At 57.0% G+C, this 25,912-nt stretch carries 28 protein-coding genes and 1 rRNA gene; 28 read left to right on the top strand and 1 reads right to left on the bottom strand.

The genetic code is table 11. From position 1 onward, the window contains the following. Window positions 1-9 precede the first annotated feature (9 nt). From rrf to J3351_RS12850, 16 genes are all read left to right on the top strand, one after another. Window positions 10-126, top strand: a 5S ribosomal RNA gene (gene rrf / locus J3351_RS12925). Window positions 127-273: 147 nt separating this feature from the next. Beyond that, on the top strand, window positions 274-744 hold the full coding sequence (locus J3351_RS12920; RefSeq protein ID WP_005935115.1) for an LURP-one-related/scramblase family protein: 471 nt from the start codon (window positions 274-276) through the stop codon (window positions 742-744). Window positions 745-862: 118 nt separating this feature from the next. Further along, a complete protein-coding gene (locus J3351_RS12915; RefSeq protein ID WP_207697905.1) occupies window positions 863-1,381 on the top strand; it encodes a GNAT family N-acetyltransferase in 519 nt (172 codons plus the stop codon). Window positions 1,382-1,447: 66 nt separating this feature from the next. Then, window positions 1,448-2,311 (top strand): TraX family protein, encoded by an 864-nt coding sequence (locus tag J3351_RS12910; protein ID WP_242699418.1) that lies wholly within the window; start codon window positions 1,448-1,450, stop codon window positions 2,309-2,311. 4 nt (window positions 2,312-2,315) lie between these two features. After that, a complete protein-coding gene (locus tag J3351_RS12905; protein ID WP_207697904.1) occupies window positions 2,316-2,996 on the top strand; it encodes a response regulator transcription factor in 681 nt (226 codons plus the stop codon). Beyond that, on the top strand, window positions 2,978-3,919 hold the full coding sequence (locus tag J3351_RS12900) for a histidine kinase dimerization/phospho-acceptor domain-containing protein (RefSeq protein WP_207697903.1): 942 nt from the start codon (window positions 2,978-2,980) through the stop codon (window positions 3,917-3,919). The genes J3351_RS12905 and J3351_RS12900 overlap by 19 nt, the downstream gene beginning before the upstream one ends. A gap of 187 nt (window positions 3,920-4,106) precedes the next feature. After that, window positions 4,107-5,018 carry a hypothetical protein gene (locus tag J3351_RS12895; RefSeq protein ID WP_207697902.1) on the top strand — a complete coding sequence of 304 codons (912 nt, stop codon included), beginning with the start codon at window positions 4,107-4,109 and terminating at the stop codon, window positions 5,016-5,018. A 104-nt stretch (window positions 5,019-5,122) separates the two neighbouring features. Continuing rightward, window positions 5,123-5,917: an NAD(P)-binding domain-containing protein gene (locus J3351_RS12890; RefSeq protein ID WP_207697901.1), complete on the top strand. Its 795-nt coding sequence runs from the start codon at window positions 5,123-5,125 to the stop codon at window positions 5,915-5,917. After that, complete coding sequence (locus tag J3351_RS12885) at window positions 5,914-6,504, top strand: dipicolinate synthase subunit B (protein WP_207697900.1); 591 nt, start codon at window positions 5,914-5,916, stop codon at window positions 6,502-6,504. The genes J3351_RS12890 and J3351_RS12885 overlap by 4 nt, the downstream gene beginning before the upstream one ends. A 70-nt stretch (window positions 6,505-6,574) precedes the next feature. Next, window positions 6,575-7,894 carry a D-alanyl-D-alanine carboxypeptidase family protein gene (locus J3351_RS12880; RefSeq protein WP_207697899.1) on the top strand — a complete coding sequence of 440 codons (1,320 nt, stop codon included), beginning with the start codon at window positions 6,575-6,577 and terminating at the stop codon, window positions 7,892-7,894. Between the two features lie 144 nt (window positions 7,895-8,038). Next, entirely contained in the window at window positions 8,039-8,605 is a 567-nt protein-coding gene (rfbC, locus tag J3351_RS12875) for a dTDP-4-dehydrorhamnose 3,5-epimerase (RefSeq protein WP_005935131.1), read from the top strand. Between the two features lie 6 nt (window positions 8,606-8,611). Next, window positions 8,612-9,421 (top strand): ABC transporter permease, encoded by an 810-nt coding sequence (locus tag J3351_RS12870; protein WP_227611134.1) that lies wholly within the window; start codon window positions 8,612-8,614, stop codon window positions 9,419-9,421. A gap of 13 nt (window positions 9,422-9,434) precedes the next feature. Continuing rightward, window positions 9,435-10,178: an ABC transporter ATP-binding protein gene (locus tag J3351_RS12865; RefSeq protein WP_005935135.1), complete on the top strand. Its 744-nt coding sequence runs from the start codon at window positions 9,435-9,437 to the stop codon at window positions 10,176-10,178. 3 nt (window positions 10,179-10,181) lie between these two features. After that, complete coding sequence (locus tag J3351_RS12860; protein ID WP_207697898.1) at window positions 10,182-12,071, top strand: glycosyltransferase family 2 protein; 1,890 nt, start codon at window positions 10,182-10,184, stop codon at window positions 12,069-12,071. Beyond that, window positions 12,068-12,604 carry a DUF5662 family protein gene (locus J3351_RS12855; RefSeq protein WP_097773294.1) on the top strand — a complete coding sequence of 179 codons (537 nt, stop codon included), beginning with the start codon at window positions 12,068-12,070 and terminating at the stop codon, window positions 12,602-12,604. The genes J3351_RS12860 and J3351_RS12855 overlap by 4 nt, the downstream gene beginning before the upstream one ends. A gap of 22 nt (window positions 12,605-12,626) precedes the next feature. Next, window positions 12,627-13,145, top strand: coding sequence for a hypothetical protein (locus tag J3351_RS12850; RefSeq protein WP_207697897.1), 519 nt, complete (start codon window positions 12,627-12,629; stop codon window positions 13,143-13,145). A gap of 99 nt (window positions 13,146-13,244) precedes the next feature. Here J3351_RS12850 and J3351_RS14280 read toward each other — a convergent pair whose 3' ends face one another. Continuing rightward, window positions 13,245-13,370: a hypothetical protein gene (locus tag J3351_RS14280; protein WP_005935143.1), complete on the bottom strand. Its 126-nt coding sequence runs from the start codon at window positions 13,368-13,370 to the stop codon at window positions 13,245-13,247. 345 nt (window positions 13,371-13,715) lie between these two features. Here J3351_RS14280 and rsxC point away from each other — a divergent pair, with 345 nt between their 5' ends. The 12 genes from rsxC to J3351_RS12790 form a co-directional block, all read left to right on the top strand. Continuing rightward, window positions 13,716-15,038 carry an electron transport complex subunit RsxC gene (gene rsxC / locus J3351_RS12845; RefSeq protein WP_242699417.1) on the top strand — a complete coding sequence of 441 codons (1,323 nt, stop codon included), beginning with the start codon at window positions 13,716-13,718 and terminating at the stop codon, window positions 15,036-15,038. Next, window positions 15,038-15,997, top strand: coding sequence for an RnfABCDGE type electron transport complex subunit D (locus J3351_RS12840; RefSeq protein ID WP_097786498.1), 960 nt, complete (start codon window positions 15,038-15,040; stop codon window positions 15,995-15,997). Before rsxC ends, J3351_RS12840 begins: the two co-directional genes overlap by 1 nt. Continuing rightward, the gene (locus J3351_RS12835; protein WP_005935149.1) at window positions 15,994-16,542 is read left to right on the top strand and encodes an FMN-binding protein; all 549 of its coding nucleotides are present in this window, start codon (window positions 15,994-15,996) and stop codon (window positions 16,540-16,542) included. The genes J3351_RS12840 and J3351_RS12835 overlap by 4 nt, the downstream gene beginning before the upstream one ends. 16 nt (window positions 16,543-16,558) lie before the next feature. Next, window positions 16,559-17,224: an electron transport complex subunit RsxE gene (gene rsxE / locus J3351_RS12830; RefSeq protein WP_005935151.1), complete on the top strand. Its 666-nt coding sequence runs from the start codon at window positions 16,559-16,561 to the stop codon at window positions 17,222-17,224. A 1-nt stretch (window position 17,225) separates the two neighbouring features. Beyond that, window positions 17,226-17,858, top strand: coding sequence for an electron transport complex protein RnfA (locus tag J3351_RS12825; protein ID WP_005935153.1), 633 nt, complete (start codon window positions 17,226-17,228; stop codon window positions 17,856-17,858). Window positions 17,859-17,873: 15 nt separating this feature from the next. Then, complete coding sequence (locus tag J3351_RS12820; RefSeq protein ID WP_207697895.1) at window positions 17,874-18,782, top strand: RnfABCDGE type electron transport complex subunit B; 909 nt, start codon at window positions 17,874-17,876, stop codon at window positions 18,780-18,782. A 630-nt stretch (window positions 18,783-19,412) separates the two neighbouring features. Next, window positions 19,413-22,280, top strand: a complete 2,868-nt coding sequence (locus J3351_RS12815) for a hypothetical protein (RefSeq protein WP_207697894.1) — start codon at window positions 19,413-19,415, stop codon at window positions 22,278-22,280. A 14-nt stretch (window positions 22,281-22,294) separates the two neighbouring features. Then, window positions 22,295-22,609 (top strand): hypothetical protein, encoded by a 315-nt coding sequence (locus J3351_RS12810; protein WP_207697893.1) that lies wholly within the window; start codon window positions 22,295-22,297, stop codon window positions 22,607-22,609. Beyond that, a complete protein-coding gene (gene lepB / locus J3351_RS12805; protein WP_207697892.1) occupies window positions 22,590-23,144 on the top strand; it encodes a signal peptidase I in 555 nt (184 codons plus the stop codon). The genes J3351_RS12810 and lepB overlap by 20 nt, the downstream gene beginning before the upstream one ends. 103 nt (window positions 23,145-23,247) lie before the next feature. Further along, window positions 23,248-24,396 (top strand): Spy0128 family protein, encoded by a 1,149-nt coding sequence (locus J3351_RS12800; RefSeq protein ID WP_207697891.1) that lies wholly within the window; start codon window positions 23,248-23,250, stop codon window positions 24,394-24,396. Between the two features lie 233 nt (window positions 24,397-24,629). Continuing rightward, on the top strand, window positions 24,630-25,379 hold the full coding sequence (srtB, locus tag J3351_RS12795) for a class B sortase (protein ID WP_242699416.1): 750 nt from the start codon (window positions 24,630-24,632) through the stop codon (window positions 25,377-25,379). A 13-nt stretch (window positions 25,380-25,392) separates the two neighbouring features. Beyond that, a partial coding sequence (locus J3351_RS12790; protein ID WP_278251084.1) for a Spy0128 family protein occupies window positions 25,393-25,912 on the top strand: 520 nt, incomplete at its 3' end.

The following is a 25,912-nucleotide window of genomic DNA, read 5'->3' as shown; positions in this document are numbered from 1 at the left end:
GTCATATTGGTCGGTGACGATGACGGTGAGGTTCCACCTGTTCCCATTCCGAACACAGAAGTTAAGCTCACTCGTGCCCAAGATAGTTCGCTGGAAACGGCGCGTGAAAATAGGTAGTCGCCGACTTGCATGAAACCCCTGAGGAAGAAATTCTTCAGGGGTTTGTTGTTTGAAAAAAATTTGTAGCTTCTGCCTTAAAACCCGTCCCTGAATCGTATATAGGATAAGTAGGTATTCCGTTTGCGGTGAAATCGCAAAAAGAGGAGGGGCAGGATGAAGCTTTTATTCAAACAACGGATGTTTTCATGGTTCGACAGCTACGATATCTATGATGAAAACGAGAACACGGTCTATGTGGTAAAGGGGCAGCTCTCGTGGGGGCACTGCCTGAAAATCTTCGACACGGAAGAGAACGAGCTTGGTACTGTCAAGCAGGAGGTGCTGACCTGGCTGCCCAAGTTTGAACTCTATGAGGGTGAAAATTATATCGGCTGCCTCGAAAAGGAACTGGGCTGGTTCAAGCCCAAGTACAACATCGATTTCAACGGCTGGCATGTGGAGGGAGATTTCCCTGGGTGGGATTACACCATTACAAAGCCGGTGGGAGAGACAGTCGCAACGGTTTCCAAAGAGCTGCTGCAATGGACGGACACCTATGTGCTGGATATCGTTGACCCGGCAGACGCGCTCCATGTGCTGATGTTTGTGCTGGCCATCGATGCTGAAAAGTGTTCCGCAAAATAAAATTGAATCGCCCGGCTGTGTGGGAGTGCCCGCATGGCCGGGCTTTTTACGTTGCATGGGTTGGGAAACAGTGGTATCATTAAAAAGTACGATAAAACCTGAAAATAAAGAGGTGCAAATGGAAGTATTTGAAATCGAGACAGAGCGTCTGCAGCTGCGGCAGTTCCGGGTGGAGGACGCGCAGGACGTATTTGCGATTTTCTCGGATGAGCAGACCACGCTGGATTGCGGCGGTTATCATGCCTTTGATGCAATGGATGAGGAATATGACCGTCTGATGCAGAAATTTGCGGGACAGACCCGTTACAGCGTTGTCCGCAAGGCAGATGGGCGTGTGATCGGCGTGATCTCGCTGATGGATGCCGAGCGTGCCGTGCCCGGCTGGGAGCTGGGCATTGAGATGGCCCCGGATGTCCGGCGGCAGGGCTATGCCCGGGAAGCACTGGCGGCTGTGATTCAGGCGTTCTTCGAGAAAACGGATACGGTGCTTTTCACGGGTGGGCATTATGCCTATAACACCATCTCCGGGGAGCTGCTGAAAAAGCTGGGCTTCACCTATGAGGGCATCGAACACAAGGCCATGCGCCATGCAGAGCGCGGCCCCACGGATCTGGTGTGCTATTATCTGGAAAAATAAGTTCTCCCTCAGAATTCCTACAGATTTCCCTGTTACAATGATAGCATCATCGAAAGGGGAATTTGTATGCTGACAAAATTGAAAAACGGGCTGGACGGTACCCAGCTGAAAACCATTGCACTGGCGCTGATGGTGCTGGATCACATTCATTATTTCTTCGAGTTCACCGGCTGCATCCCAACGGTGTTCAGTATGCTGGGGCGGCTCAGCGCACCGCTGTTTCTGTTCTGCACGGTGGAGGGCTTTGCCCACACCCATGACCGCAGGCGGTATTTTATCCGCATCTGGGCTATCGGAACGGCCATGGCGGCGCTGGAATTTTTTATGATCTACGCCAAAGCCTTCCGGCGCGGGGATGGTTTCTACCCGCTGAACGCTATTTTTCAGGATCTGATGCTGCTGTGCATCGTCTGGCAGGGTATCGACTGGCTCCGGGAAAAGAAATGGGTCAGGGGCGTGGCGGCCATCGCGGCGGTGGCTGGCTGGCCGTTTGTGATAATGGCGTTCCTGAGCGCTTTCCCCCAGATCCAGCAGATGCCGTGGGCTTCCACGGTGGTGGCGTTTGTCATCACCAGCCCGCTGCCCCTGTGGACCAGCATCACAGACGGCAGCTGGAGCTTTTTGCTGGGCGGTGCGCTGCTGTATGCATTGCGTGGACGGCGCAAAGTGCAGCTGACGGTATGGGCACTGGTGATCTTCCTGTGTGATTTTGTGCTGACCTTCGGGATGGCATGCCGGCAGGAGGGCTTTGTCTGGACCCAGATGTTCACCAACTATTATGAGTGGTTCGGCGTGGCGGCGGCCCTGCTGATGCTGCTGTACAACGGGCAGCGCGGCAGTGGACACAAGCAGCTGTTCTACTGGTTCTACCCGGCCCATGTGTATCTGCTGTATGGTGCGTCCTGCCTGCTTTATAACGTTTTGAGGTGATCTTGTGGCAAATATTCTGGCAGTGGATGACAATATAGAACTCTGCAAGCTGATCCGCACTGCCTTGGAGCGGGACGGCCACCGGGTGGAAACGCGGCTCTCCGGCGCGGAGCTTACTGAACAACTCTGCCATTGGGCGGACTGCATCCTGCTGGATGTGATGATGCCCGGGGAGGATGGCTTTGCCGTCTGCCGCCGCATCCGGGGCCTGACCGATGCCCCCATTCTGTTTCTGACGGCCCGGACAGACGAAGCGTCTGTTCTGGAGGGGCTGGGCATCGGGGCAGACGACTTTTTGTCCAAGCCCTTCCGGGTGGCAGAGCTGCGTGCCCGGGTGGCGGCGCATCTGCGGCGGCAGAACCGCACCCCGGTGCATCGGCTGGTGCGTGGCGGAGTCAGTTTTGACCTGTCCGCGCGGGAGGCAGCGGTGGGAGAAACTCCTCTGCCGCTGACCCGCTCCGAGTATGCCATCTGCGAGTATCTGGCGCTGCACGCCGGGCAGACCTTTACCAAGGAGCAAATTTACGAAGCGGTTTTTGGTATTGACGGCACTGCGGACGACACCGCCGTGACACAGCACATCAAAAATATCCGGGCAAAGCTGCGGGCGGCGGGGGTAGCAGAGCCGGAAAAGCTGCTCAATACCGTATGGGGTGTGGGATATCAATGGAAAAACGAGGGCTGATCTCCCTGCGAGGCGTACTGCTGCGATATCTGGTGCAGACCGTCTTTTGCTGTGTGCTGGCGCTGCTGTTGTGGTTTGCGGTGCTGATGTGCGTCATCAACAGCGGGCTGGCGCTCCCGGCCAATCAGGCCGCGCAGGCCTGCCAGAAGGCTGCACAGGACGTTTTGCCGGGCATGACTGCCGCCACCTTTGATGAGACCCAGCTGGACTCCTTGTGCCGTTACGCCCTGTTTGCCGCACCGGACAGCAGCGAGGTGCTGGCCACCAACATGGATGCCGGGCACTTGCAGCGGGCAATGGAGAACCGGCAGGGGAAAAACTGCTGGCATTTTGGATACACACAGTATTATATGACATCAAAATTGCAGGACGGAACGGTCTGCCTGCTGCAATTTGACTATGCCGTGCCCTACGCCGCCCCTGCGCTGCGGGGAAAGCTGCCAGATGTGCAGACGGTGCACTGCATCCTGGGCATTCTGCTGCTGGTGGGAGCGGTGGTGTGGAGCACCCACCGCTCCAGAAAGTTTCTGGCCCGGGAGACGGCCCGCCTGACCGAGGTCTCCCGGCAGGTGGCTGAGAAAAAGGGCGTGGAAGAGATCGATTTTTCCGGGGCGCAGGTGCGGGAATACGCCGAGACACTGGCTGCCCTGCAGACCATGGGGCAGGAGCTGACGGCCAGCCTGCAGGCCCAATGGAAAATGGAGCAGCAGCAGCGGGAGCAGATCATCCAGCTTTCCCATGAGCTCAAAACGCCGCTGGCCGTCATTGAAGGCAACGCCGACCTGCTGGCCGAGGACGAGGCCCTGACCCCGGAGCAGCGGGAACAGGTGGAGGCCATCCTGCGGGGCACCGAGCAGACCCGGACCTATCTGCTCAAGATCCGTGCTCAGGTGCAGACACCGCTGAAGTATAAGCGGCCCTGAGCAGACCCGAATGATGAAAAAGAAAGCCGCCCGGCTGTGTGGGAACGCCCGCATGGTCGGGCATTTTGCATTGCATGAGCAGAAAAACCGTGGTATTATAAAAAACGATAGGGTCTGAAAATAGAGGGGAAAATGAACACTTACGGCCATTCGTTCGTCTATCCAAAAAAGAGAGGGGAAAAGAACAATGAATTTTGAAGAGACAGAGGACCTTTACAATGTTTACCGCGGAATTCTGCGGAACAATCGGAGCTTTCAACCGGGAAAGAGCACGGCGGTGGAATATCGCATGGACTGCCCGGAGTATGCCGACCTCCTGAAAAAGTATCCCTTTGAGAAAATTGCAGGAAAAGGCACGGACCTGCAGCGGGCAATTCGGGTGCTGAAATACCTCTCGCCTAAGCTGACGCACAGCCCGTGGTACGACGGCCATGTGGACTGCAACGCCCTGGCGCTTTTGGATTACAGTCTGGATAAACCGGAACAGGGCATCAACTGCCTGAATAAGGCCAAAATTCTGGAGGAGATCTGCCTGGCACTGGGAATCTACGCACGGCGGGTGCGCTTCCTGCCCTATTCTCCCTTCGATTTTGATTGTCACGTTGTCACGGAGATCTACGACCGGTCGCAGGAAAAGTGGTGTATGCTGGACCCGACGACCAATGGGTATCTGGTAGATGAGCAGGGCACGATCCTGAGCCTGCTGGAAGCCAGAGAGCGGATGGCAGACACCCGATTTGTGACGTATTGCAAGGCGACGAGCAGGGAAAAGAATCTGCAGAAGCTCTACCGGAAAAATATCGCAAGGACCGCTTACTATGCGAAGAATCTGTTCCGCATTCAGGTGGACGCGGTCTCGCAGTTTGGAGAGAGTGGAAACTGGCTGAATTTCCCGCCGGAGCACTTTTCTATCCGGGAATGGAGCGTTGCAAGTGCAGAATACCGGTTGGAGATGGTGCCTGCCTACGCAAAGGGATATGCGGATTTTGATGAAGCCGTCCAGCTGCCGCGGATGCGTGAGGCCGTGGAGCGGACGCGAAACATGGAGGAGCCGGAGGCAATCTCTGCCGCCGCTCTGACCGAAAAGCCGATATCATAAAAAAACAGATCGCCGCTGCTTTCCTGACGGAGAGCGGCGGCTTTTTCACACCCGGCGCTCCGTGGGCATAGGATGACGCAGACCATGGGGAGGAGGGGCCGGGAATGGATGGACAAAGACGATTTGCGGTGATCGGAACGGACGCGCGGCTGGCGGCGGCAGGCCGGGCGCTGGCCCGTGCAGGGTTTGCGGTGGGCGGGCCGGAGCAGACGGCGCTGGCCGATTACATCTTACTGCCGCTGCCGCTGGACGAGAGCCGCACCCCGCTGGCGGAGCTGCTGCGGGCCGCAAAACCAGGGGCGCTGGCGTTGGGCGGAAAGCTCTCGGCGCAGGCAAGGCAGATCGCGGCGGAGGCGGGCGTGGAGCTGGTGGACTACTTTGCCCGGGAGGAACTGATCCTCTGCAACGCCATCCCGACAGCAGAGGGCTGCATCGGCATCCTGATGGCGGAGCGGACGCGGACGCTCTGGAACAGCGCCATCCTGCTGGCCGGTTTTGGGCCGGTGGGGCAGGCGCTTGGGGTACGGCTGGCGGCACTGGGCGCACAGGTGACGGTGGCCGCGCGGCGGCCGGCCCAGCGGGCACTGGCGGAGAGCTTTGGCCTGCGGGCGGTGGATCTGGCCCGGCTGGAACAGGCCGCTCCGGCCTTTGACACGGTGGTGAATACCATCCCGGCCCCTGTTCTGACGGAAGCCGTGCTGGCAGCCCTGCGGCCCGGGAGCCTGATCGTGGATCTGGCATCCAAGCCGGGCGGCACTGACTTTGCCGCGGCCCGGCGGCTGGGGCACCGGGCCATCCATGCCCTGAGCCTGCCCACGACCTGCGCACCGGAAACGGCGGGCGAGGCTCTGGCCCGGACGGTCTGTGAGATCCTGGCGGAAAGGGAGGAAACACCATGAAAAGGCAATTGTGCGGGACAGTGGCGTTTGCGGTCTGCGGGAGCTTCTGCACGCTGGGCGCGGCGGTGGCTCAGGCTGAACAGCTGGTGCGGCAGGGCTGGGAGCTGCTGCCGGTGATGAGCTATGCGGCCTCCGGCCTGAACACCCGCTTTGGCCGGGCGGATGAGTGGAAGGATCGGCTGGAGACCCTGACCGGCCACAGGGTGCTGGATACCCTGCAGGATGTGGAGCCGCTGGGGCCGCGGCAGCTGGCCCGGGCACTGGTGGTGGCCCCCTGCACCGGCACCACACTGGCCCGGCTGGCGGCGGGCCTTTCCGACACGCCGGTCACGCTGGCGGCAAAAAGCCTGCTGCGGGTCGGGTGCCCGGTGCTGCTGGCTGTCTCCACCAACGATGGGCTGGGGGCTTCCGGGGAGAACATCGCCCGGCTGATGCAGCGCAAGCACTATTACTTTGTGCCCTACGGACAGGACGATGCAGCGCAGAAACCCCAGAGCCTGAAGGCGAATCTCACCCTGCTGCCCGCTGCACTGGAGGCTGCCCTGCACGGTCAGCAGCTGCAGCCGGTGCTCCGGGAGTGGAACTGAGGGTTTCTCTTTTCAGAGGGATAAAAATGTGGTATACTATATCATAATATCTTGAGATAGAGGAACTGGAATGAAAAAACACATCGCCATGCTGTGTGCGGTGCTTTTGACCGCACTGGCGGCGTTTGCGCCGGGTGCGGCAGCTGCCGGGCCTGCACTGACGGCTACGGAAGCGTACTGCATCATCGATGCCGACACCGGTCTGGTGCTGGCCCAGCAGAACATGAACGAGGAACTGCACCCGGCATCCATCACCAAGGTGATGACGCTGGGCCTTGCCTGTGAAAAGGCCCAGGGCAAGTGGGACAATGTCAAGCTGACGGTCAGCCACGAGGATGTCTACTCGCTGGCGGGCACCGATTCCAGCCATATCGCCCTGCAGGAAGGGGAGGAAGTGCCACTGACCGATGCACTGTATGCCACCATGATGGCCAGCGCCAACGATGGGGCCAACCTGCTGGCCGAATACTTCGGCGGCGGCTCCATTGAGGGCGGTGTGGCCGCCATGAACGCGCAGGCAAAGGAGCTGGGGCTGGAACACACCCACTTTGCCAACCCCCACGGCATCAGCGATGAGGACCACTACACCAGCTGCTATGACATGGCGCAGATCCTGCGCTGGGCGCTGACCCAGCCCGGGTTCGAGACCCTGTTTACCCGGAACGAGATGTACACCATGGGCCCGACCAATGTCCAGCCCGTGACCCGGTACTTCCACCAGCAGGATAAAATGCGGGTGGGCTCCAGCCGGTACTATATCCCGGCCATCCTGGGCTCCAAGATCGGCTACACCAACATTGCCCGGTACAGCTATGTCTGCCTGGCGGAGCAGAACGGCGTGCGGCTGATCTGCGTGACCATGCAGAGCCAGATCAAGACCGACAAATACAACGATGTCCGCACCCTGCTGGACGATGCCTTTGCCCGCTACACCGGCTACACCGAGATCCCTGCCCAGGGCGTGACCGGGGAGCTGGAAGTGGCGGGCGGCGGCAGCACGCTGGGCACGGTGACGGTTTCTGACCCGGGCGTGAAGCTGCTGCTGGCCGACGGCCTGACCGCTGCGGATGTGTCGGTCGCACTGGAACTGCCCGAACGATACCTCTTGGGGGTTGACCCGGCGGTGTATGCGGTGTATACCATTCATGGGCGGGACGTGCAGGAAACGGCCAGCGTCCGGGTGCCTGCCGCTGTGACCGGGCTGGAGGAGCTGCTGGCCAAGAGCGCCAACGCCACCCTGCCCGCCTCCCGGGATGTGGGGCCGAAGAGGATCGCAGGCGGCCTGCTGGCCATCTCGGTCGGTGCCACCGTGCTGGCCGCCCTTGCGGCGTTCGGCGTGGTGCGGCTGAGAATAAAATGGAAGAAACGTAAATCAAGAAGTAAGCACTGACCCGTTTCGCCAGAGGCTCCCCTACCAGGGGAGGCCTTGGCAGGAAGGGACCGTTTGATCTATCGCGCAAAAGCCCGCAAGGACTTTTCCATATACTACAAACAGACAAAATTTTCTGAAAGAAAACAGAGAGGAAAAAGAAATATGGGCAAGTTTACGTTTACTGAGACCGAGATCCCTGGTGTTGTGGTCATTGAGCCGCAGGTGTTCGGTGATGACCGCGGTTATTTTATGGAGACCTACCAGAAGGATCAGTTTGCTGCTGCCGGCATCGACAAGGAGTTCGTGCAGGACAACCAGAGCCGCTCCACCCGCGGCGTGCTGCGCGGCCTGCATTTCCAGAAGAACCACACCCAGGGCAAGCTGGTGCGTGTGACCAAGGGCGAGGTCTATGATGTTGCCGTGGACTGCCGCCCCCACAGCGCCACCTTTGGCAAGTGGGTGGGCGTGACCCTGAGCGAGGAGAACAAGAAGATGTTCTATATCCCCGAGGGCTTTGCCCACGGCTTCCTGGTGCTGAGCGATGTGGCCGAGTTCTGCTACAAGTGCACCGATGTCTATGACCCCACCAGCGAGGGCGGCATCCCCTACGATGACCCCACCGTGAACGTGCAGTGGCCCGACTGCGGCTGTGAGCACAAGACCAGCGCAAAGGACAAGCTGCATGAGCCCTTTGCAGCCCAGAAGTTTGAATTCTTTGAAAAGTGGTGATAGCCCGTGGCGAAACTGAAAGGAATGTTCAACGGCTTCTGGCACTACCGCTATCTGTTGTGGAATCTGGTCAGCCGTGATTTCAAGCTGAAATACCGCCGTAGCGTGCTGGGTGTGCTGTGGAGCGTGCTGAACCCCCTGCTGATGTGCCTGGTCTACTGGGCTGTGTTCAGCAGCCTGATGGATATGCGGGGCAGCGGCATCGACAACTTCCCGGTGTTCCTGATGTGCGGTCAGCTGCTCTTCAACTTCTTCAACGAGGCCACCTCCTCCAGCATGAGCAGCGTGCTCAGCGCTGCCCCCCTGCTGAAAAAGGTGTATATCCCCAAGTATATCTTCCCGCTGGAAAAGTGCTGCTTTGCCATGGTGAACTGCGTGTTCAGCTTTGTGGCCCTGCTGCTGGTGATGATCTTTACCGGTGCGCCCTTCCACCTGACCCTTCTGGAAGCGCTCTACCCGCTCATCACCCTCTTCTTCTTCAGCCTGGGGGTGGGCCTGTTCCTGGCGGCGGCAACGGTGTTCTTCCGGGATATCATGCACATCTGGAGCGTGTTCATCACGGCGCTGCTCTACTTCTCCGCCATCTTCTATGACCCTACCCAGATGACCTTTTCCATCGGCGGGTTCAACATGCAGCAGATCATCAAGCTGAACCCCATGTACTGGTATATCACCGGCTTCCGCCGCACCCTGATGTGGGGCATCCCGCTGGACCTCAACATGTTTGCGGTCTGCGGCATCTGCGCAGTGGTCTCCATGTGGGTGGGCGTGCACATGTTCCGCAAAACGCAGGATCGTTTTGTGCTGCATATTTAAGGAGGGGAGAAGAATGGAACCGATCATCAAAGTGGACAACGTGTCCATGTGCTTCAACCTCTCCACCGAAAAGCACGAGAGCCTGAAGGAATATCTGCTGGCCATGGTGCAGGGCCGCCTGCAGTACGACGAGTTTTACGCCCTGAAGGACGTGAGCCTGGACATCATGCCCGGCGATTTTTACGGTCTGGTGGGCCTGAACGGCTCGGGCAAATCCACCCTGCTCAAGACCATTGCGGGCGTGTACAAGCCCACCAAGGGCAAGGTCACCGTCAACGGCACCATCGCCCCGCTCATCGAGCTGGGTGCGGGCTTTGATATGGACCTGACCGCCCGGGAGAACATCTACCTCAACGGCACGGTGCTGGGGTTCTCGCCCAAGTATCTGGACGAGAAGTTCGACGAGATCGTGGAGTTCAGCGAGCTGCAGAACTTCCTGGATGTGCCGCTGAAAAACTACTCCTCCGGCATGGTGGCCCGCATCGGCTTTGCCATTGCCACCATCACCAAGCCCGATATCCTGATCGCGGATGAGGTGCTCTCGGTGGGCGACTTCCTGTTCCAGCAGAAATGCGAAAAACGGATGAAGGAACTGATGGCAGGCGGCACCACCGTCATTCTGGTGTCCCACTCCATCGAGCAGATCGAGCGGATGTGCAGCAAGGTGGCATGGCTGAGCCACGGCCACCTGAAAATGAACGGCGATACCGAGACAGTCTGCGCGGCCTACAAGGCCACCCAACGCGGCGAGGCCTGAGCCATGAATGTGCGATTGAAACGTGCCAGAGAGCTGGCAGGCTATGCGGTCCAGCTGACAAAGGACGAGGGTCTGGGCACTATGCTGGCCCGGGGCGCGGGCTTTGTCAGGCGGCGGTGCTTTGGCAAAAAGGCCCGCTACCTGCCCGCAAAAAAGGTGCTGGAAGCCCAGAGAGCCGAAATGGCAGGAAAAAATTTTGAAAACTGCCAACTTTCGACGATTTCCGTGTTGACACCGTTGTATAATACTCCTGAGGTGTTTCTGCGGCAGTTTCTGGATTCCTTCGTGAACCAGACCGCCCCTAACGGCGAACTCTGCCTGGCGGATGCCTCGGATGCCGCCCACAGCAGTGTGGGGGATATCGTAAGGGAATATCAGGCAAAATATCAACACATCGTATACAAAAAGATCGAAAACAAGGGCATTGCGGCCAACACCAACGCCGCCGCTGAACTGGCATCGGGGGAATATCTGGCGCTGGCCGACCACGATGACATCTTTGCGCCCCACGCCATGTACACCATGGGTCAGGCGATCCGGCAGCTGCGCGAGGCAGGGGAGCCGGACGGCTTCCTGTACAGCGACGAGGCCCTCTTCACCAAAAAGATCGAAAAGCCGCTGGTGGCCCACTTCAAGCCCGATTACGCCCCGGATTATCTGCTCTGCTGCAACTACATCTGCCATCTGGCCGTGTTCCGGCGGGAGCTGTTCGAGCAGGTGGGCGGGGAACGCCCCGAATGTGATGGCAGTCAGGACCACGACCTTTTCCTCCGGCTCATTGAGCAGGTGGGCGGCGCGGCACATGTGCCGCAGGTGCTCTACTACTGGCGTGTGCACGAAGGCTCGACCTCTGGCGGCACCGATGCCAAGCCCTACGTTGCCAAGGCGGCAAAGAAGGCGCTGGCCGACCATCTGGAGCGCACCGGCCGCACCGGCACCATAGAGGATGGCCTGTACCCCAGTACCTATCGGGTCAGGTGGGACATTGTGGGGGAGCCGAAGGTGAGCATCCTCATCCCCAACAAGGATCACACCGAGGATCTGGAAAAGTGCCTGCAGAGCATCTGGAAAAAGACCACCTGGGACCGGTTCGAGGTCATCGTCATTGAGAACAACTCCACAGACCCGGCCACCTTTGCCTATTACGAGAAGGCCCGGCAGCGGTACGATGGCCTGAAGGTGGTCACCTACCCGGGCAAGGGCTTCAACTTCTCGGCCATCAACAACTTTGGCCGGAAAGCGGCAGAGGGCGACTACCTGCTGCTGCTCAACAACGATGTGGAAGTGGTGAACGGCGACTGGCTCACGGAGCTGCTCCGGCAGTGCGCCCACCCCGGCGGTGCGGCGATCTGCGGTGCCATGCTCTGGTACCCGGATGAGACCATCCAGCACGCCGGGATCGTGACCGGTCTGGGCGGCTACGCGGGCCACAGCCACAAGTATAAGAAGAAGGGCGGCAGCGGCTATCTGTTCCGCACCTCTACCGTGCAGGACTTCTCCGGTGTGACCGGTGCCTGCCTGCTGGTAAAGACCGCCGTCTATGACGAGATGCACGGGCTGGACGAGCAGTTCGCCGTGGCCTTCAACGATGTGGACTTCTGCCTGCGGGTGCGGGATGCGGGCTACCGCATTGCCTGGACCCCCTACGCTGAGCTCATCCACTATGAGAGCAAGAGCCGGGGCGGGGATGAAAAAGACCCCGTCAAGGCGGCCCGCTTTGCGGCGGAGCAGCAGCGGCTCTACACCATCCACGGCAAGGAAAACATTCTGGATGACCCCTACTACAACCCCAACCTGACCCGCGACCGGGAGGATTTTTCGGAGAGCGACGATCTGCGCAGGTTGAAAGAGGGCAGGGTAACGGTAAGATTCCGGGGAGGTACCCTCCAATGAACATCAAGGGACACTTTGAGACCATCACCCGGCATAAACTGCTGGTGATGAAGTATTGCTTTGAATGCGGCCTTTATCAGCAGGGCCTGACCCATGACCTGAGCAAGTACAGCCCCACCGAGTTCATCCCGGGCTGCATCTACTATCAGGGCGACCACAGCCCCAACGAGGCAGAGCGGGCCGCCCGGGGCTATTCCTCGGCATGGCTCCACCATAAGGGCCGCAACAAGCACCATCTGGAATACTGGATCGACTACACAACCAACAAATCCGGCCTGGGCGGCATGAAAATGCCCCTGCGCTATGTCTGCGAGATGGTCTGCGACCGCGTGGCGGCCAGCCAGATCTATCTGGGCGACAAGTACACCGACGCATCCCCGTGGCAGTATTATGAAAAGAGCAAGGATCACTATCTGCTCCATCCCGAAACAAGGGCGCTGCTGGAAAAGCTGCTGCTGATGGTCCGGGATCTGGGGCAGGAGCGCACCTTTGCCTACATAAGATTCCTGCTCGGGTGTGAAGATAACGATTAAATAAAATCAAGGAGGCATTGCAATGAAACGTTTCAAAAAAGTTCTGGCACTTGTTCTGGCCGGTGTTCTGGCACTGGCAATGCTGACCGCCTGCGATGGCACCACCGACCCGGATAAGGTTATCCCGGATATCGATACTGCTAACGTGGTTGACACTGTGAATCACATGGCAGCAGACTCCAAGGAGGGTCTGGGTCAGGTGTATTACAGTGCAAAGTACAGCGAGATCACAAAAGAACTGCTGAACAACTGGCTGGAAAACCGTGAGAAGTCCGTTACCTACGCAGAAGAGTATCAGAAAATTGTCGCAAAAATGGGCGGCAATGCGAAGATCGTAGTTGGCCTGACGGATAAAAATGTGATTCCTGGTCTGACAAGTGGCAACCCGGCGGTGAAGGGCAGTGCCAAGTATGATGTGCTGTTCAAAGATACCAGCGCATACAATCTGGCAGACAGAATCGGTGTAGCCTTTGTAAAAACAGAAAACAGTGCTGGTTTGACAACGACTTATCAGCTGGTCTGCCTGTTCGATGTGAACTGAGCGTTCTCCGATACAGAGGAAAAAACCATAAAGCATAAAGATCCCCCGGAGGGCGGCGTGGGCCGCTTTCCGGGGGATCTTGTTTGTCAGAGAAACTGCTTACTGCTCGTTCTCGTAGATCTTAATATAGTGGGGGGCGTTTCTGTCCTGCACAAAGAGAAGCGTGCAGGTGAGTGCGGCGGCTAAGAACGTGAAGATGGCAAGCAGAGCTTTGAGAACTTTCATGGTATCCGATCCTCCTTGGCGGGCATGGCCCGGTCGTTCAAATGCGGAGCAGGGGACGTTCCGCAGGGTTATTAGCAACAGTATACCATAATCCCGGCAGAAAGGCAAACGGCAGTAAAGTTGCGTGAAGTTGGTGGTTGTTAATAAAAAAACAATTAGTTAGATGCGACTAATCGTTAAAAATGGCAAAGAAAAATGAGGAAATTGCATCATTTTGGTGCTGTTGTCGTTGAACTTCCGGCTGTAAAATGATACAATAACTGTGTTAAGCAGCTGCTGTCCCTGCCGTAGTGCGCCCGCATGAGGGCAGGGGTGGCAATTCAAGCAGAATGGGGGATTTATTCCATGTTGAACAAGCTGAAACGTGCGGCGCTTGGCGCGCATACGCCGCATGACAAGGCAACCGCTGCAAGCAAACCAGTTCCGATGCCTCTGCCCGCGCAGGTACGCATCCTGATGAGCCAGCACATCGGCGCTCCGGCGAAAGCCCTGGTCAAAAAGGGCGACGAAGTGTTTGTTGGCACTAAGATCGGTGAAGCAGGCGGTTTTGTCTCTGCAAATATCCACTCCAGTGTTTCTGGTACTGTGGCCGCTGTGGAACCCTTCCGTCTCTCCAATGGCCGGATGTGCGACTCTGTTGTCATCAAGACCGATGGCAAGCAGACCGTGGATCCTGCCGTGAAGGCACCTGAGGTCACCGACAAGGCCAGCTTCCTGGCAGCCGTGCGTGAGTGCGGCCTGGTGGGTCTGGGCGGCGCAGGCTTCCCGACCGATGTCAAGCTGCAGCCCAAGCAGACCGTGGACACCCTGCTCATCAACGCTTCCGAGTGTGAAGTCTGGCTGACCAGCGACACGCAGGAGATGCTGAACTGCAGCGATGATATCGTCCGCGGCATCGAGGCCGTGCTGAAGTACACCGGCATCCCGAAGTGCATCATTGGCATTGAGAACAACAAGCCCGAGTGCATCGAGCTGTTGAACCAGAAGACCAAAGACAAGCCCGCCATCGAGGTCAAGGCACTGCCCAGTGTTTACGGCACCGGCGCAGAGCTGATCCTGATCGAGAAGTGCCTGGGCCGCGAGGTGCCGCATGGCGGTCTGCCCGCAGATGCAGGTGCCATCGTGATGAACGTGACCTCTGTTTCTACCCTGGGCAAGTACCTGGCTACCGGTATGCCGGTGGTCGAGCGCACCATCACCGTGGACGGCGATGCCTGCGCAAAGCCCCAGAACCTGATCGTTCCCGTGGGCACTGCCTACGAGGATGTTCTGAACGCTGCCGGCCTCAAGGGCGGCGTGGAGCTGGGCAAGGTGGTTGCCGGCGGTGCCATGATGGGCCCCGCTGTGGAGAACCTGAGCTACCCCACCACCAAGACCACTTCCGGCCTGATCATGCTCAGCGCCGCTGCTGCAGAGCCCCCGCAGGTCAACCCCTGCATCCGCTGCGGCCGCTGCGTGGAGTACTGCCCCATGGGTCTGGAGCCCGTGGAGGTCAACCAGGCTTATGCAGCCCGCGACGTTCAGGAGCTGGGCAAGCTGCATGTTGATTACTGCTTCAACTGCGGCTCCTGCACCTTTGTCTGCCCGGCAAAGCGCCCCTGCACCCAGATGATGGGCCTGGCAAAGGCGTTCTACCTTGGTGAAATCAAAAAAGGAGGCAATAAGTAATGGATACGAAGCTTATTGTTTCGGCCTCCCCGCACCTGCGCAGTGAGGAAACGACCCAGAGCCTGATGGCCAACGTGATCGTTGCCCTGTGCCCCTGTGTGGTGGCCTCTGCAATCATCTTTGGTGCGCGTGCCCTGCTGGTCACTGCAGTGTCCGTTGTGGCATGCGTGGCCTTTGAGTGGCTGTACTGCAAGCTGCTGAAGAAGGCAAACCCCATCAGCGACCTGTCCGCTGTGGTCACCGGCATCATTCTGGCCATGAATGTGCCCGTGGGTATGCCCATCGGCCAGCTCATCATCGGCGACCTGGTTGCCATCATCGTGGTCAAGCAGCTGTTCGGCGGCATCGGCATGAACTTTGCAAACCCTGCACTGGTCGGCCGTATCGTGCTGTTCGTCAGCTTTGCCGGTTCCATGAACAATTGGGTGTTCCCCGATGCAGCGGTTGACCAGCTGTCCAGCGCTACCCCGCTGGCTGTGGCTGACACCAGCAAGCTGAGCCTGCTGGATCTGTTCATGGGCGTGCACGGCGGTGTTCTGGGCGAGACCTGCGCTCTGGCCATCCTGCTGGGCCTGATTTATATGGTGGCCACCAAGACCATCAGCATCGCCATCCCCGCTTCTTACATCGGCAGCATGTTTATCTTCTACCTGATCTCCACCGGCAGCCTGCACGGCGCACTGGTCGGCATCCTGTCCGGCGGCCTGATGTTCGGTGCTGTGTTCATGGCAACGGACTATGTCACCAGCCCCTTTACCCTGAAGGGCAAGCTGATCTACGGCCTGTGCCTGGGCATCGTCACCTTCGCCATCCGTCAGTGGGGCAGCTACGCCGAGGGCGTTTCCTTCGCGCTGCTGTTTATGAACCTGTGGGTCCCCTTTATCAACGATTGGACCCGTCAGACTCCTTACGGCTATGTTAAGCCTGCAAAGAAAGCAAAGGAGGGTGCTGGCAAATGAATAAGAATTCTTCCTGGGAGACCAGTGTAAAGCCTGTTGTTGTGCTGAGCGTGATCGCACTGATCGTCAGCCTGCTGCTGGCCATGGTCAACTCCTTTACGGCTCCCATCATTGAGGATAACCAGAAGGCCGCAACGCTGGCTGCCTATGTGGACGTGATGCCCACCGTTTCCAGCGCCTCCGATCTGGAGGAAGTGACCGACTACACCACCGAGAACATCACCGGTGCTGTAAAGGCCACCGACGGCTCCCTGGCCATCAAGGCTGAGGAAAAGGGCTTTGACGGCGGCATCCTGTCCGTCATCATCGGCTTCGACACCAACGGCACTGTCACCGGCATCTGGGTGGACGCTTCTACCCAGACCAAGGGCATCGGCAGCAACGTTGCCACCGACAGCTTCCTTGCTCAGTTCGATGGCATGGATGGCACCCAGAACATCACCCTGGGCCAGGGCTACGACGCATACAGCGGCGCAACCATTTCCTCTAAGGCTCTGTTTGCCGCCATCAACGATTGCATCAACTGCTACAACGAGTTGGCATAAAGGAGGTTGGTAAGAAATGGCAAGCGAAAACAAGTCCAAGGTAAGCATCCTTACCAACGGCATCATCAAAGAAAACCCCGTTCTGCGTCTGGTTCTGGGCACCTGCTCCTGCCTGGCTGTTACCACGGCAGTTTCCAGCGCGCTGGGCATGGGCGCAGCCTTCACCTTCGTGCTGGTGTGCTCCAACATCCTGATCTCGCTGCTGCGCAACGTGATCCCCGCTAAAGTCCATCTGCCCTGCTACATCGTCATCATTGCAGGCTTCGTGACCATCGTTCAGATGGTGATGCACGCCTACATGGACAGCCTGTACACTGCACTGGGCGTGTTCCTGCCCCTGATCGTTGTCAACTGCATCATTCTGGGCCGTGCCGAGATGTTTGCCTGCAAGAACAATGTGGTGGACTCCGCACTGGACGGCATCGGCATGGGCATCGGCTACACCCTCACCGTGGTGCTGATGGCCTCCATCCGTGAGATCCTGGGCAGCGGCACCTGGCTGGGCTTCCAGGTCCTGCCCGAGAGCATGGCCAAGATGAGCATTATGACCCAGGCTCCCGGCGCATTCTTCTGCTACGGCGTGCTGATGGCCGGCTGCGTCTGGCTGGAAGGCAAGCTGGATGCCCGCATCGAGCGCAAGAGCTGCTGCGACCTCGACAACCTGAAGAAGGAGGCAGAATAAGATGTTAGTCAAACTTGCTGCGATCTTCTTCAGCATGATCCTGGTGAACAACTATGTGCTGGTGAAGTTCTACGGTATCTGCCCGTTCCTGGGCGTTTCCAAGAAGCTGGATTCCTCCATTGGTATGTCCGGCGCTGTTATCTTTGTTATGCTGGTGGCAACGGCTGTCACCTTCCCCATCCAGATCTTCATTTTGAACCCCGCTGACCTGGGCTACCTGCAGACCATCGTGTTCATCCTGGTCATTGCAGTGCTGGTGCAGTTCATCGAGATCTTCCTGAAGAAGTATGTTGTTGCACTGTACAATTCTCTGGGCGTTTACCTGCCCCTGATCACCACCAACTGCTGCGTGCTGGCCGTGACCATTCTGGTCGTGGACGACTACGGTGCAGACGTTGCTACCCTTGGCTTTGCCGCTGCCTACATTGAGGCTCTGGTCTGTGCCGTGGGTGCAGGTGTCGGCTTTATGCTGGCCATGGTCATGTTCAGCGGCGTGCGCAAGCGTGTGGAAGCCTGCGATCCCCCGGCACCCTTCAAGGGCCTGCCCATCACCCTGATCGCAGCAGCCATCACCAGCCTGTCCTTTATGGGCTTCGGCGGCCTCGTCGAAAACCTGTTCAACGTGACGCTGTAAGGGAGGAACAGGATTATGAATATTGTATCTGCTGTGATCCTCTGTACCATCGTGGGCGCGATCGGTGCCGTTGTTCTGGTGCTGGCCGCAAAGTTCATGGCGGTTGAGGAAGACCCCCGTATTGAAGAAGTTTCTGCCTGCCTGGCCGGTGCAAACTGCGGCGGCTGCGGCTACGCCGGCTGTGCCGACTACGCAAAGGCCGTTGTTATGGACGGTGTTCCCTGCGACAAGTGCGCCCCCGGCGGCCCCAAGGCTGCTGCCGCCATTGCCAAGATCATGGGCGGTGAGGCAAGCGCTGTGGAGAAGAAGGCTGTGGTCCAGTGCCAGGGCAACTCCGAGCACTGCAAGCCCAGCTACGAGTACAAGGGCATCCAGACCTGTGCCGCTGCTGCGACCCTGTACGGCGGCCCCAAGACCTGTACCTTTGCCTGCATCGGCCTGGGCGACTGCACCAAGGTGTGTAAGTTCGATGCCATCCACATTGTGGACGGCGTGGCCAAGGTGGACAAGGACAAGTGCACCGGCTGTGGTGCCTGCGCCAACATCTGCCCCAAGCACGTCATTATGATCGACGCAGGCGGCCCCCGCAAGCCCGTGGTCATGTGCTCCAATCAGGATAAGGGTGCTGTGGCAAACAAGCTGTGCACCACCTCCTGCATTGCCTGCGGCATGTGCGAGCGCACCTGTAAGTTTGATGCCATCCACGTTGTGGACGGCGTGGCCCGTGTGGACTACGACAAGTGCAAGGGCTGCGGCATGTGCGCCCAGAAGTGCCCCAAGCACATCATCCTCTTCCCGCTGAAGGACGATCCGAATCCCCCCAAGCCCGTGGTGAAGCAGGCTCCGAAGCCCGCTGCCGCTCCGGCAGAGCCCGCCGCAAAGGCTGAGGAGGCAAAGGCTCCCGAAGCTCCCAAGGCTGAGTAAGCGGAACCCATTGTAATATGGTAAAGCGCCCCCATTGCTCCTTTGAGTGATGGGGGCGCTTTTTGGTGGGGCGAAGCCCTCTCAGTCTCGCATTCGCTCGACAGCTCCCCCGAGGGGGGAGCCAACGCATCTGCAAGGGAAACGGGAGCTTTGGGCAGGCTTTTGGGCGGTAAATGCCGCTGAAGGTCGAGCCGCAATTGGCTCTCCCTTTGGGAGAGCTGGCAAAGCCGTCAGGCTTTGACTGAGAGGGCTCCAAAAACTTTTTCAAAAAATCTCGAAAAAAGTGAAAGGAATCTGCGTTTCATGTATTATAGAGAGTGAAACTGCGAATATACAACACAAAACTGCGTGATATATCAATGCGGCGGGCGTGCGGATAAGTCGGACTGTTCTACTCCCCGCAATGATATTGCGGCGGTTCATAACGTGCTGTATATCGCAGAATATTTTGTCTGAAAAGGGGAAGGAAAAATAAAATTTCACTATTGAAAATACTGGATATACATGCTATAATTACAATAATGATGTGTCTGGTAAAAATAACCTGCCAAGGGAAAGAAAGCCGACAAAAGTTGGATATCTTTTCCTCCGGTTTTGCCAAAAATACTATGATGCAGGGAGGGCTCCACTGTGCGGAAAAATCATCACGGAAAAAAAGATAGGCTGGTGAAGCGCGTTTTTGCGCTTTGTCTGGCGCTTGCGGTCATCTGCACCTGCCTTGTGCCGGTGTTTGCAACCGAGTACAAGGATGTTGTCGATTCCGGTGAGGAGGAAATTGCCGGTTTCGGCGGGGACGAAGCTGCCGGTTTCGGCGACGATTTCCCTGCCGTGGACGACGGCGAGCCGCGCGAAGTATACGATGAAGGCGAAGCTGCCGGTTTCGGCGGGGACGAAGTTGCCACCCGGCCTGTGGAAGGCGGCGAGGACAACCTCGACGGCGGCCCCAACGTTAAGGAAACAGAGTGGGGCACCGTCATTGAGTACGACACCAGCACCAGCACCGACCCCAGCTCCAGCACCGAGACCCAGTGGTCCGGCGAGGACGACGTGGTGGAAAAGCCTGATGACAAAGTGGTCGTTTCCGGCGACGAGATCAAAAAGCTGCAGGATATGGTGGTCTACCGCTTCTGGCTGAAGGAGCTGAACGCCAACGACCTGCAGGACATTACCGCTCAGGCACAGATCAACAATATGACGGAGAGCGAGTATCTGGCCCGGAACGGTGAGGTTCTGTGGAACCTGTACTTTATTCAGGCTGTGCCCCGGGCAGAGACCATTGCGGATTACAGCAGCTACATCGAGAACCCCTCCTCCAACCGGGACCCCAAGGGCGAACTGCGGCTGTTTGACTACTGGTACACGCTGGACGAGTTTGGCAACCGGGTGCGCCTGAACCTCACCGACCCCACCAGCAACATTCTGGACGACAAGACCACCACCGTGAACGTTTACGCCGCATGGAAGGACGGCACCGTGGGCTCCGATGAGGAAGAGGACGTGGATCACGAGGATTTGGTGGACAAGAACCCCGTGCCTGTGGATCTGGAAACCAAAGCCTCTGCTTCCTACGAGGACGAGGAAGGTAACCCGAAAACCACAACCCTGCCGGTGGAGGTGAAAAACCTGCCCTCTGCCGCCCATAGCCTCAGCGTCATCCACATGGGTGATGATGATGTGGGGGACTTCTACGAGAACCACTTGGATGACTTTGGTAGTATGGCTCCCATTCTGGGTCTGAAGATCTCCCCCAAGAACGCCAAGGGCGAAACGGTGCAGCCTGCCAAGGGCCAGAAGGCTACCGTCACCGTCTCCGGTCTGGACAAACTGCCGGAAATTGCGGCAATGGAAGAAGAGGGAGCGCTCACTGCCGATGCACTGAAGGTGCTGCATCAGACCGCTGACGGCAGCGTGGAGACACTGGATGTCCTTTCTTATCAGAATGGCACCCTGACCTTTGAGACCTCCAGCTTCAGCCCCTTTGTGCTTGTGCGGACGGATGGGTATGATGTGGAGACGCTGGAAAATAAAGGAACCTACACTGTTGGCTTGCAGGAAGTAAGGACACTCTATGGATATGGTAGCTTCGATCATCAGTGGAGTGCTTCGAGTAAAGATGGCGGAGAAGTAAAAATTCAAAATAATAGTGCAAATGCAAATATTACAGGTGTAAGTGAAGGTACGGTAACAGTTACGCATAAGTACAATTGGGTATATACTGATACTTATACTGTGACAGTTACGAAGAATGCAAAAGCCGCAATTTATATTCTGAAAAATCCCTTGGGTGATGCGGATGATAATAAGCAGAGTGTTTGGGTGCCCGATTCAAGTACGTTACTTGCAACGGTTGATATGACAAAGTTGGAGGGTACTTGGGTCAACGATAAGAACTGCTTTGATAAGACAGCACAGGGAAATGCTATTTTGAATTGGCCGGAAAGTGCACCTGGTGGTGTGAGCTGGACAATCAAAAGAGGTGAGAGCCATTTCGATGAAATCCTGAACTGGATTTGGACAAAAGAGTATAGGGATGAAATTGGAAAGAGCTTGAAAATTGACCCGGATAAACTTCAGAAAACTGATATTGATTCGCTTACAGTAACTGTTCATAAGGTGTCAAAAATTAACGGCGGAGACTATCCAACACATCTTGATTGTAAAATTAGTGTTCAGAGTAAATCCTATTTTACAGCGGCATTTGATAGATATGACCCCAATAATGGTGGTTGGGTTTATGTAGATGCAGCGACTTATGAAACGGGAAAAGACATTAACGCAACCACGAAAGAAATTCCTGGTACTATTCAGGCAAATGATGGCGTTATTTGGGAATTTGTTGGTTGGTATCCTGAAAATACGGATAAGTTGATAGACGGAACTTATTCGAGCGAGAAGGTTAAAGGATGGCCTTACACACCTAACGAAGCTGAATTGGCAGATGGTACGGTACATTTCTATGCAGTGTACAAACCGAAAACATCAAATCTGACTATTTCCAAAACAGTTACCGGTATGCTGGGTGACACGAGTGCAAAGACATCGTTTAGTTTTGAGCTTTATGTAAAGAGCGAGGCCAACGTTACAGCTGTCACTTATACAACAAGCAAGGATAGCCGGCAGCAATCAATTTCAAACTTGACGTATAGTGCAACAAGTGATAAAGATGGCTATTCCAGTTATTCGTTTGCTCTGTCGCATGGTAGTAGCATAACATTCAATAATCTTCCGGCTGGTACTTACTTTGTTGTGGAAGATGATTACAGCGGTAACAAGTACAAGACCAGTTATGTGTTAGATGATAGCGATTCTGTAGAAAAGCGTGACGCTGAGGTAGAGATGCAGGGTAATGCACGAACGCTCTCTTTCACCAATAAGCGTGACCTTCTCCCCGACACCGGTGTCCTCCTCGACACCCTGCCTTACATCGTCATCCTTGCTGTGGTGGCTGGCGGCGTGGCCCTGCTGATGCTGCGCAAGCACCGTAAGGAAGATGACTAAAGGGGGCTGACCGCATGGCGAAGAAGAAAGCGCCCCAGCGGCTGGCCGGTGCAGAGGAAAGCTGTATCAGCCCGGAGCAGGAAGCGATCATCCAGTGGTTCCGGACGGTGAAATTCCGCAAGAACCTGCTGGGCGGCGTGGACGAAGCGGCAATGTGGAAGAAGCTGGAAGAGCTTTACGCCCTGTACGAAGCCGCCATCCGCGCCGAGCGCACCCGCTATAATGTGCTCTTGGAGCAGCAGACCGGAAGCCTGCCCTTGGATACCACCAAAGTTGACAGCTCTGACCCCCAAAAGGAGGCGCATTCCGATGCACCCGCTGGACAATGAAGCCCTGAAGCAGGGGGCAAAGGCGGTGCGCCGCCGCAGGCTGGACGCTGAGAACCGGCAGGATTTTATCAGCCTGCTGGGCCGCGTTGTGGTGATCCTGCTGTGCGCCTGGGTGCTGTTCACGCAGGTGTTCCTGCTCACGCAGGCCAAGGGCAGCAGCATGTTCCCTGCGGTAAAGGATGGCGACTTGCTCATCTGCTACCGCCTGCAAAAAACTTACGCAAAAAACGACGTTGTGGTCTACACCCAGGGCGGCAAGCTCCGGGTGGGCCGCATCCTTGGGCGCGAGGGCGACCTTGTGGCTCTGGACGACAGCGGCACCCTTGTGGTGAACGGCGCGGTGCAGAGCGGCGAGATCCTCTACCCCACCTACGCAAAAGACGCGCTGGAGTACCCCTACACGGTGCCGGAGGGCTGCGTTTTTGTGCTGGGCGATTACCGCACACAATCCGAGGACAGCCGGGACTTTGGCCCGGTTCCGCTGGAGGATGTGCAAGCAAAAGTAATTACACTACTGCGGCGACGCAGTCTGTAATACCACGGAGGCCGGAAGAAGCTGCCGGCATCCTGCCTGTGAACCGCGGAGTTTGGGCCGCGGCACAGGAGTACGAACGATTTCTTACTAGGGAGGAATAACAATGAAACTGAAGAAATTCTTCGCGGGCGTTCTGGCTGCCGCCATGATGCTCACCGTCGGCGCAACCGCAGCGTTTGCGACGGAGCCGGCTGCGAGCACTATTACTGTTCCTGGCAGTGGCATCAATGGTGCAAAGATGTTTACTGAGAGTGATGCAGACCTTGCACTGACCAAGACTTTGAAAGTAGAAAATGGTACTGCACCTGATAGCATGACCTTCAATTTTACTGTTAAGAATGCTGCACAGGCTGATGTTGCAACTCCTAGTGTGGAGTTTAAGACTACTGATAATACCAACAGTGCACTGTTTACTGCTGGAACGTATACCCGTACGTTCAATGTCAATCTGGCAACCATTCTGGGCACTAATAAGACCAAGGTTGGCGAGTACACCTACACCGTCAGCGAAAATGATACCCAGATTCCCGGTATCACCAAGGATAATAATGAGCTGACCCTGAAAGTTACCGTTGTGAATGCAACCGGTGAGATTGGCGGAGGCTATGGTTACTACGCTGCTCTGTACCGTGGTGGCAAAAAGATTGAGGCAACCGATGCATTCCACAACACTTACAGTGCTAAGAGCCTGACCCTGAGCAAGACTGTTCATGGCTCTCTGGGCAGTTTGGCAGAGGATTTTAGCTTTATCATTAAGTTCCTGCCCGAGACTGATGCTGTTGCCGGTATGTACAAGGGACCTCAGGTTGGTACTGTGGGCACTGATGTGAGCATTGATGGCAAGGACACCGGCGATTATCTTGACCTGAATACTGAGTATACTGTGACCCTGAAGCATGGCAAGAGCCTGAACTTCTCTAACCTGCCTGCTGGTATTAAGTACGAAGTGTATGAGAAAGGTTCTGCATTTAATGCTGAGAAGAATGCAGTTACCAAGGACGAGTATACTGTTGTTGTTCGTGAGAGCACGGATGCTAACTCTACCGCAATCGCTTTCGATACAACTGATAAGAATACGGTAAAGGGCAGTGTGGGTACTGCAAATGTGACCACCGCATTCCACAATACTCACGAGGGTCAGCCCGACATGGGCGTTGTGCTGGACAATGCACCTTACATTGCAATGCTGGCCATCGTTGCCATTGGTGGTGTGGCCCTGATGCTGAACAAGCGCCGCCGCGACGAGGAGTAATTGCTCGCGGTAGATTAAACCCCACCGTCATCCCTTGCGGGATGCCACCGCCCCTAGTAGGGGCGGCCTTGGCAAAACCGTGAAGCTTTGCGCCATGCCAAGGCCCCCCCTATTAGCGGGGGCTGGCACGCGAAGCATGACTGGGGGGTTATCTCAGCACAAACCTAACGAATAACCACTTATTTGAATTTGCTTAACCGGAGGTGGGCTGTATCAACTGGCAGAGAAAAGCGTTGAGGGCAGCCGACTTTCTGGTGAGCACGGTGGTCGTGCTGTTCCTGGTGGTCGCCGGGGCGTATTCAGCCTATGCCCTGTGGGACAACTCGCAGGTGTACGCCGCCGCAGACAATGTTCAGGCAGAGCTTCTGCAGTTCAAGCCCAAGGCGGGCGCGGATAACGGCGCAAGCTTTGAGGAGCTGCTGGGCATCAACCCGGATGTCTGCGCGTGGGTCACACTGGACAACACCGCCATCGACTACCCTGTGGTACAGGGCGAGGACAACTTTACCTATGTGAACACCGATGTCTACGGTGATTTCTCGCTGGCAGGCAGCATCTTTCTGGATGTGAACTGCGACAAGAACTTCACCGACCCCTACTCTCTGCTGTATGGTCACCACATGGAAGAGAGCAAGATGTTCGGTGATCTGGATCTCTACAAGGACGCAGAGTTCTTTGCAGAGAACACCACCGGTGAGCTGATCCTGCCCGACCGCACCTATGATCTTAAAACCTTTGCATGTCTGCTGGTCCCTTCGTCTGAGAGCGCGATCTTCCAGCCCCAGCGCTGGGACAGCGACCTGCAGGGGTTGTACACCTTTGCGCAGGAGAACGCCCTGAACCTGAACACCGAAACGCTGGCCGCCATGAAAGCGGCGGGCGATGACGCTCAGGTGCTGGCGCTGTCCACCTGTTCAACGGAGTTTACCGATGCACGCACCATTCTTCTGGCGTGGATGATCCCGTCCGCGTCGGATTCATAAAGGAGAGGATGAAATGAGGTTCCGTAAAATTGCGGCAGCACTCCTGACGCTTGCGTTGGGGTTCTGCCTGTGTCAGCCGGCGGCATTTGCGGCCACCGCGGCTGACCAGCATACACAGCTGCAGGAGCTTCCGGTTTCCATTCAGTCCACGGGGGAAACACCTCTCCCAAAGGAAACACTGACTGTGGAACTTGAGGCTGTGGACAATGCGCCCCTGCCCCAGGTGACCACTCTGGAGATCACCGACGGCGAGACCGGCAGCTTTGGCCCCATCAACTACACCAAGCCCGGCTATTACGTTTACACCGTGCGCCAGCGCGCCGGTGTCAACACCCGCGGCACCTACGATGAAACCGTGTACTATCTGCGCGTTTCCGTGGTGTGGGACAACGACAAGCTGGTGGCCCGGATGGCCGTGCACACACAGGCCGACCTGATGGACGAAAAGGTGAGCAGCATCACCTTCAACAACAGCTACAAGGCCATCGAGACCCCGTACTACCCGGACCCGTATGACCCTGATCCCGTCACCC

It is taken from the genome of Faecalibacterium sp. Marseille-Q0746, from assembly GCF_017377595.1.
GTDB classification, from domain to species: domain Bacteria; phylum Bacillota; class Clostridia; order Oscillospirales; family Ruminococcaceae; genus Faecalibacterium; species Faecalibacterium duncaniae.
This window is presented reverse-complemented; position numbering and strand designations above follow the sequence as displayed.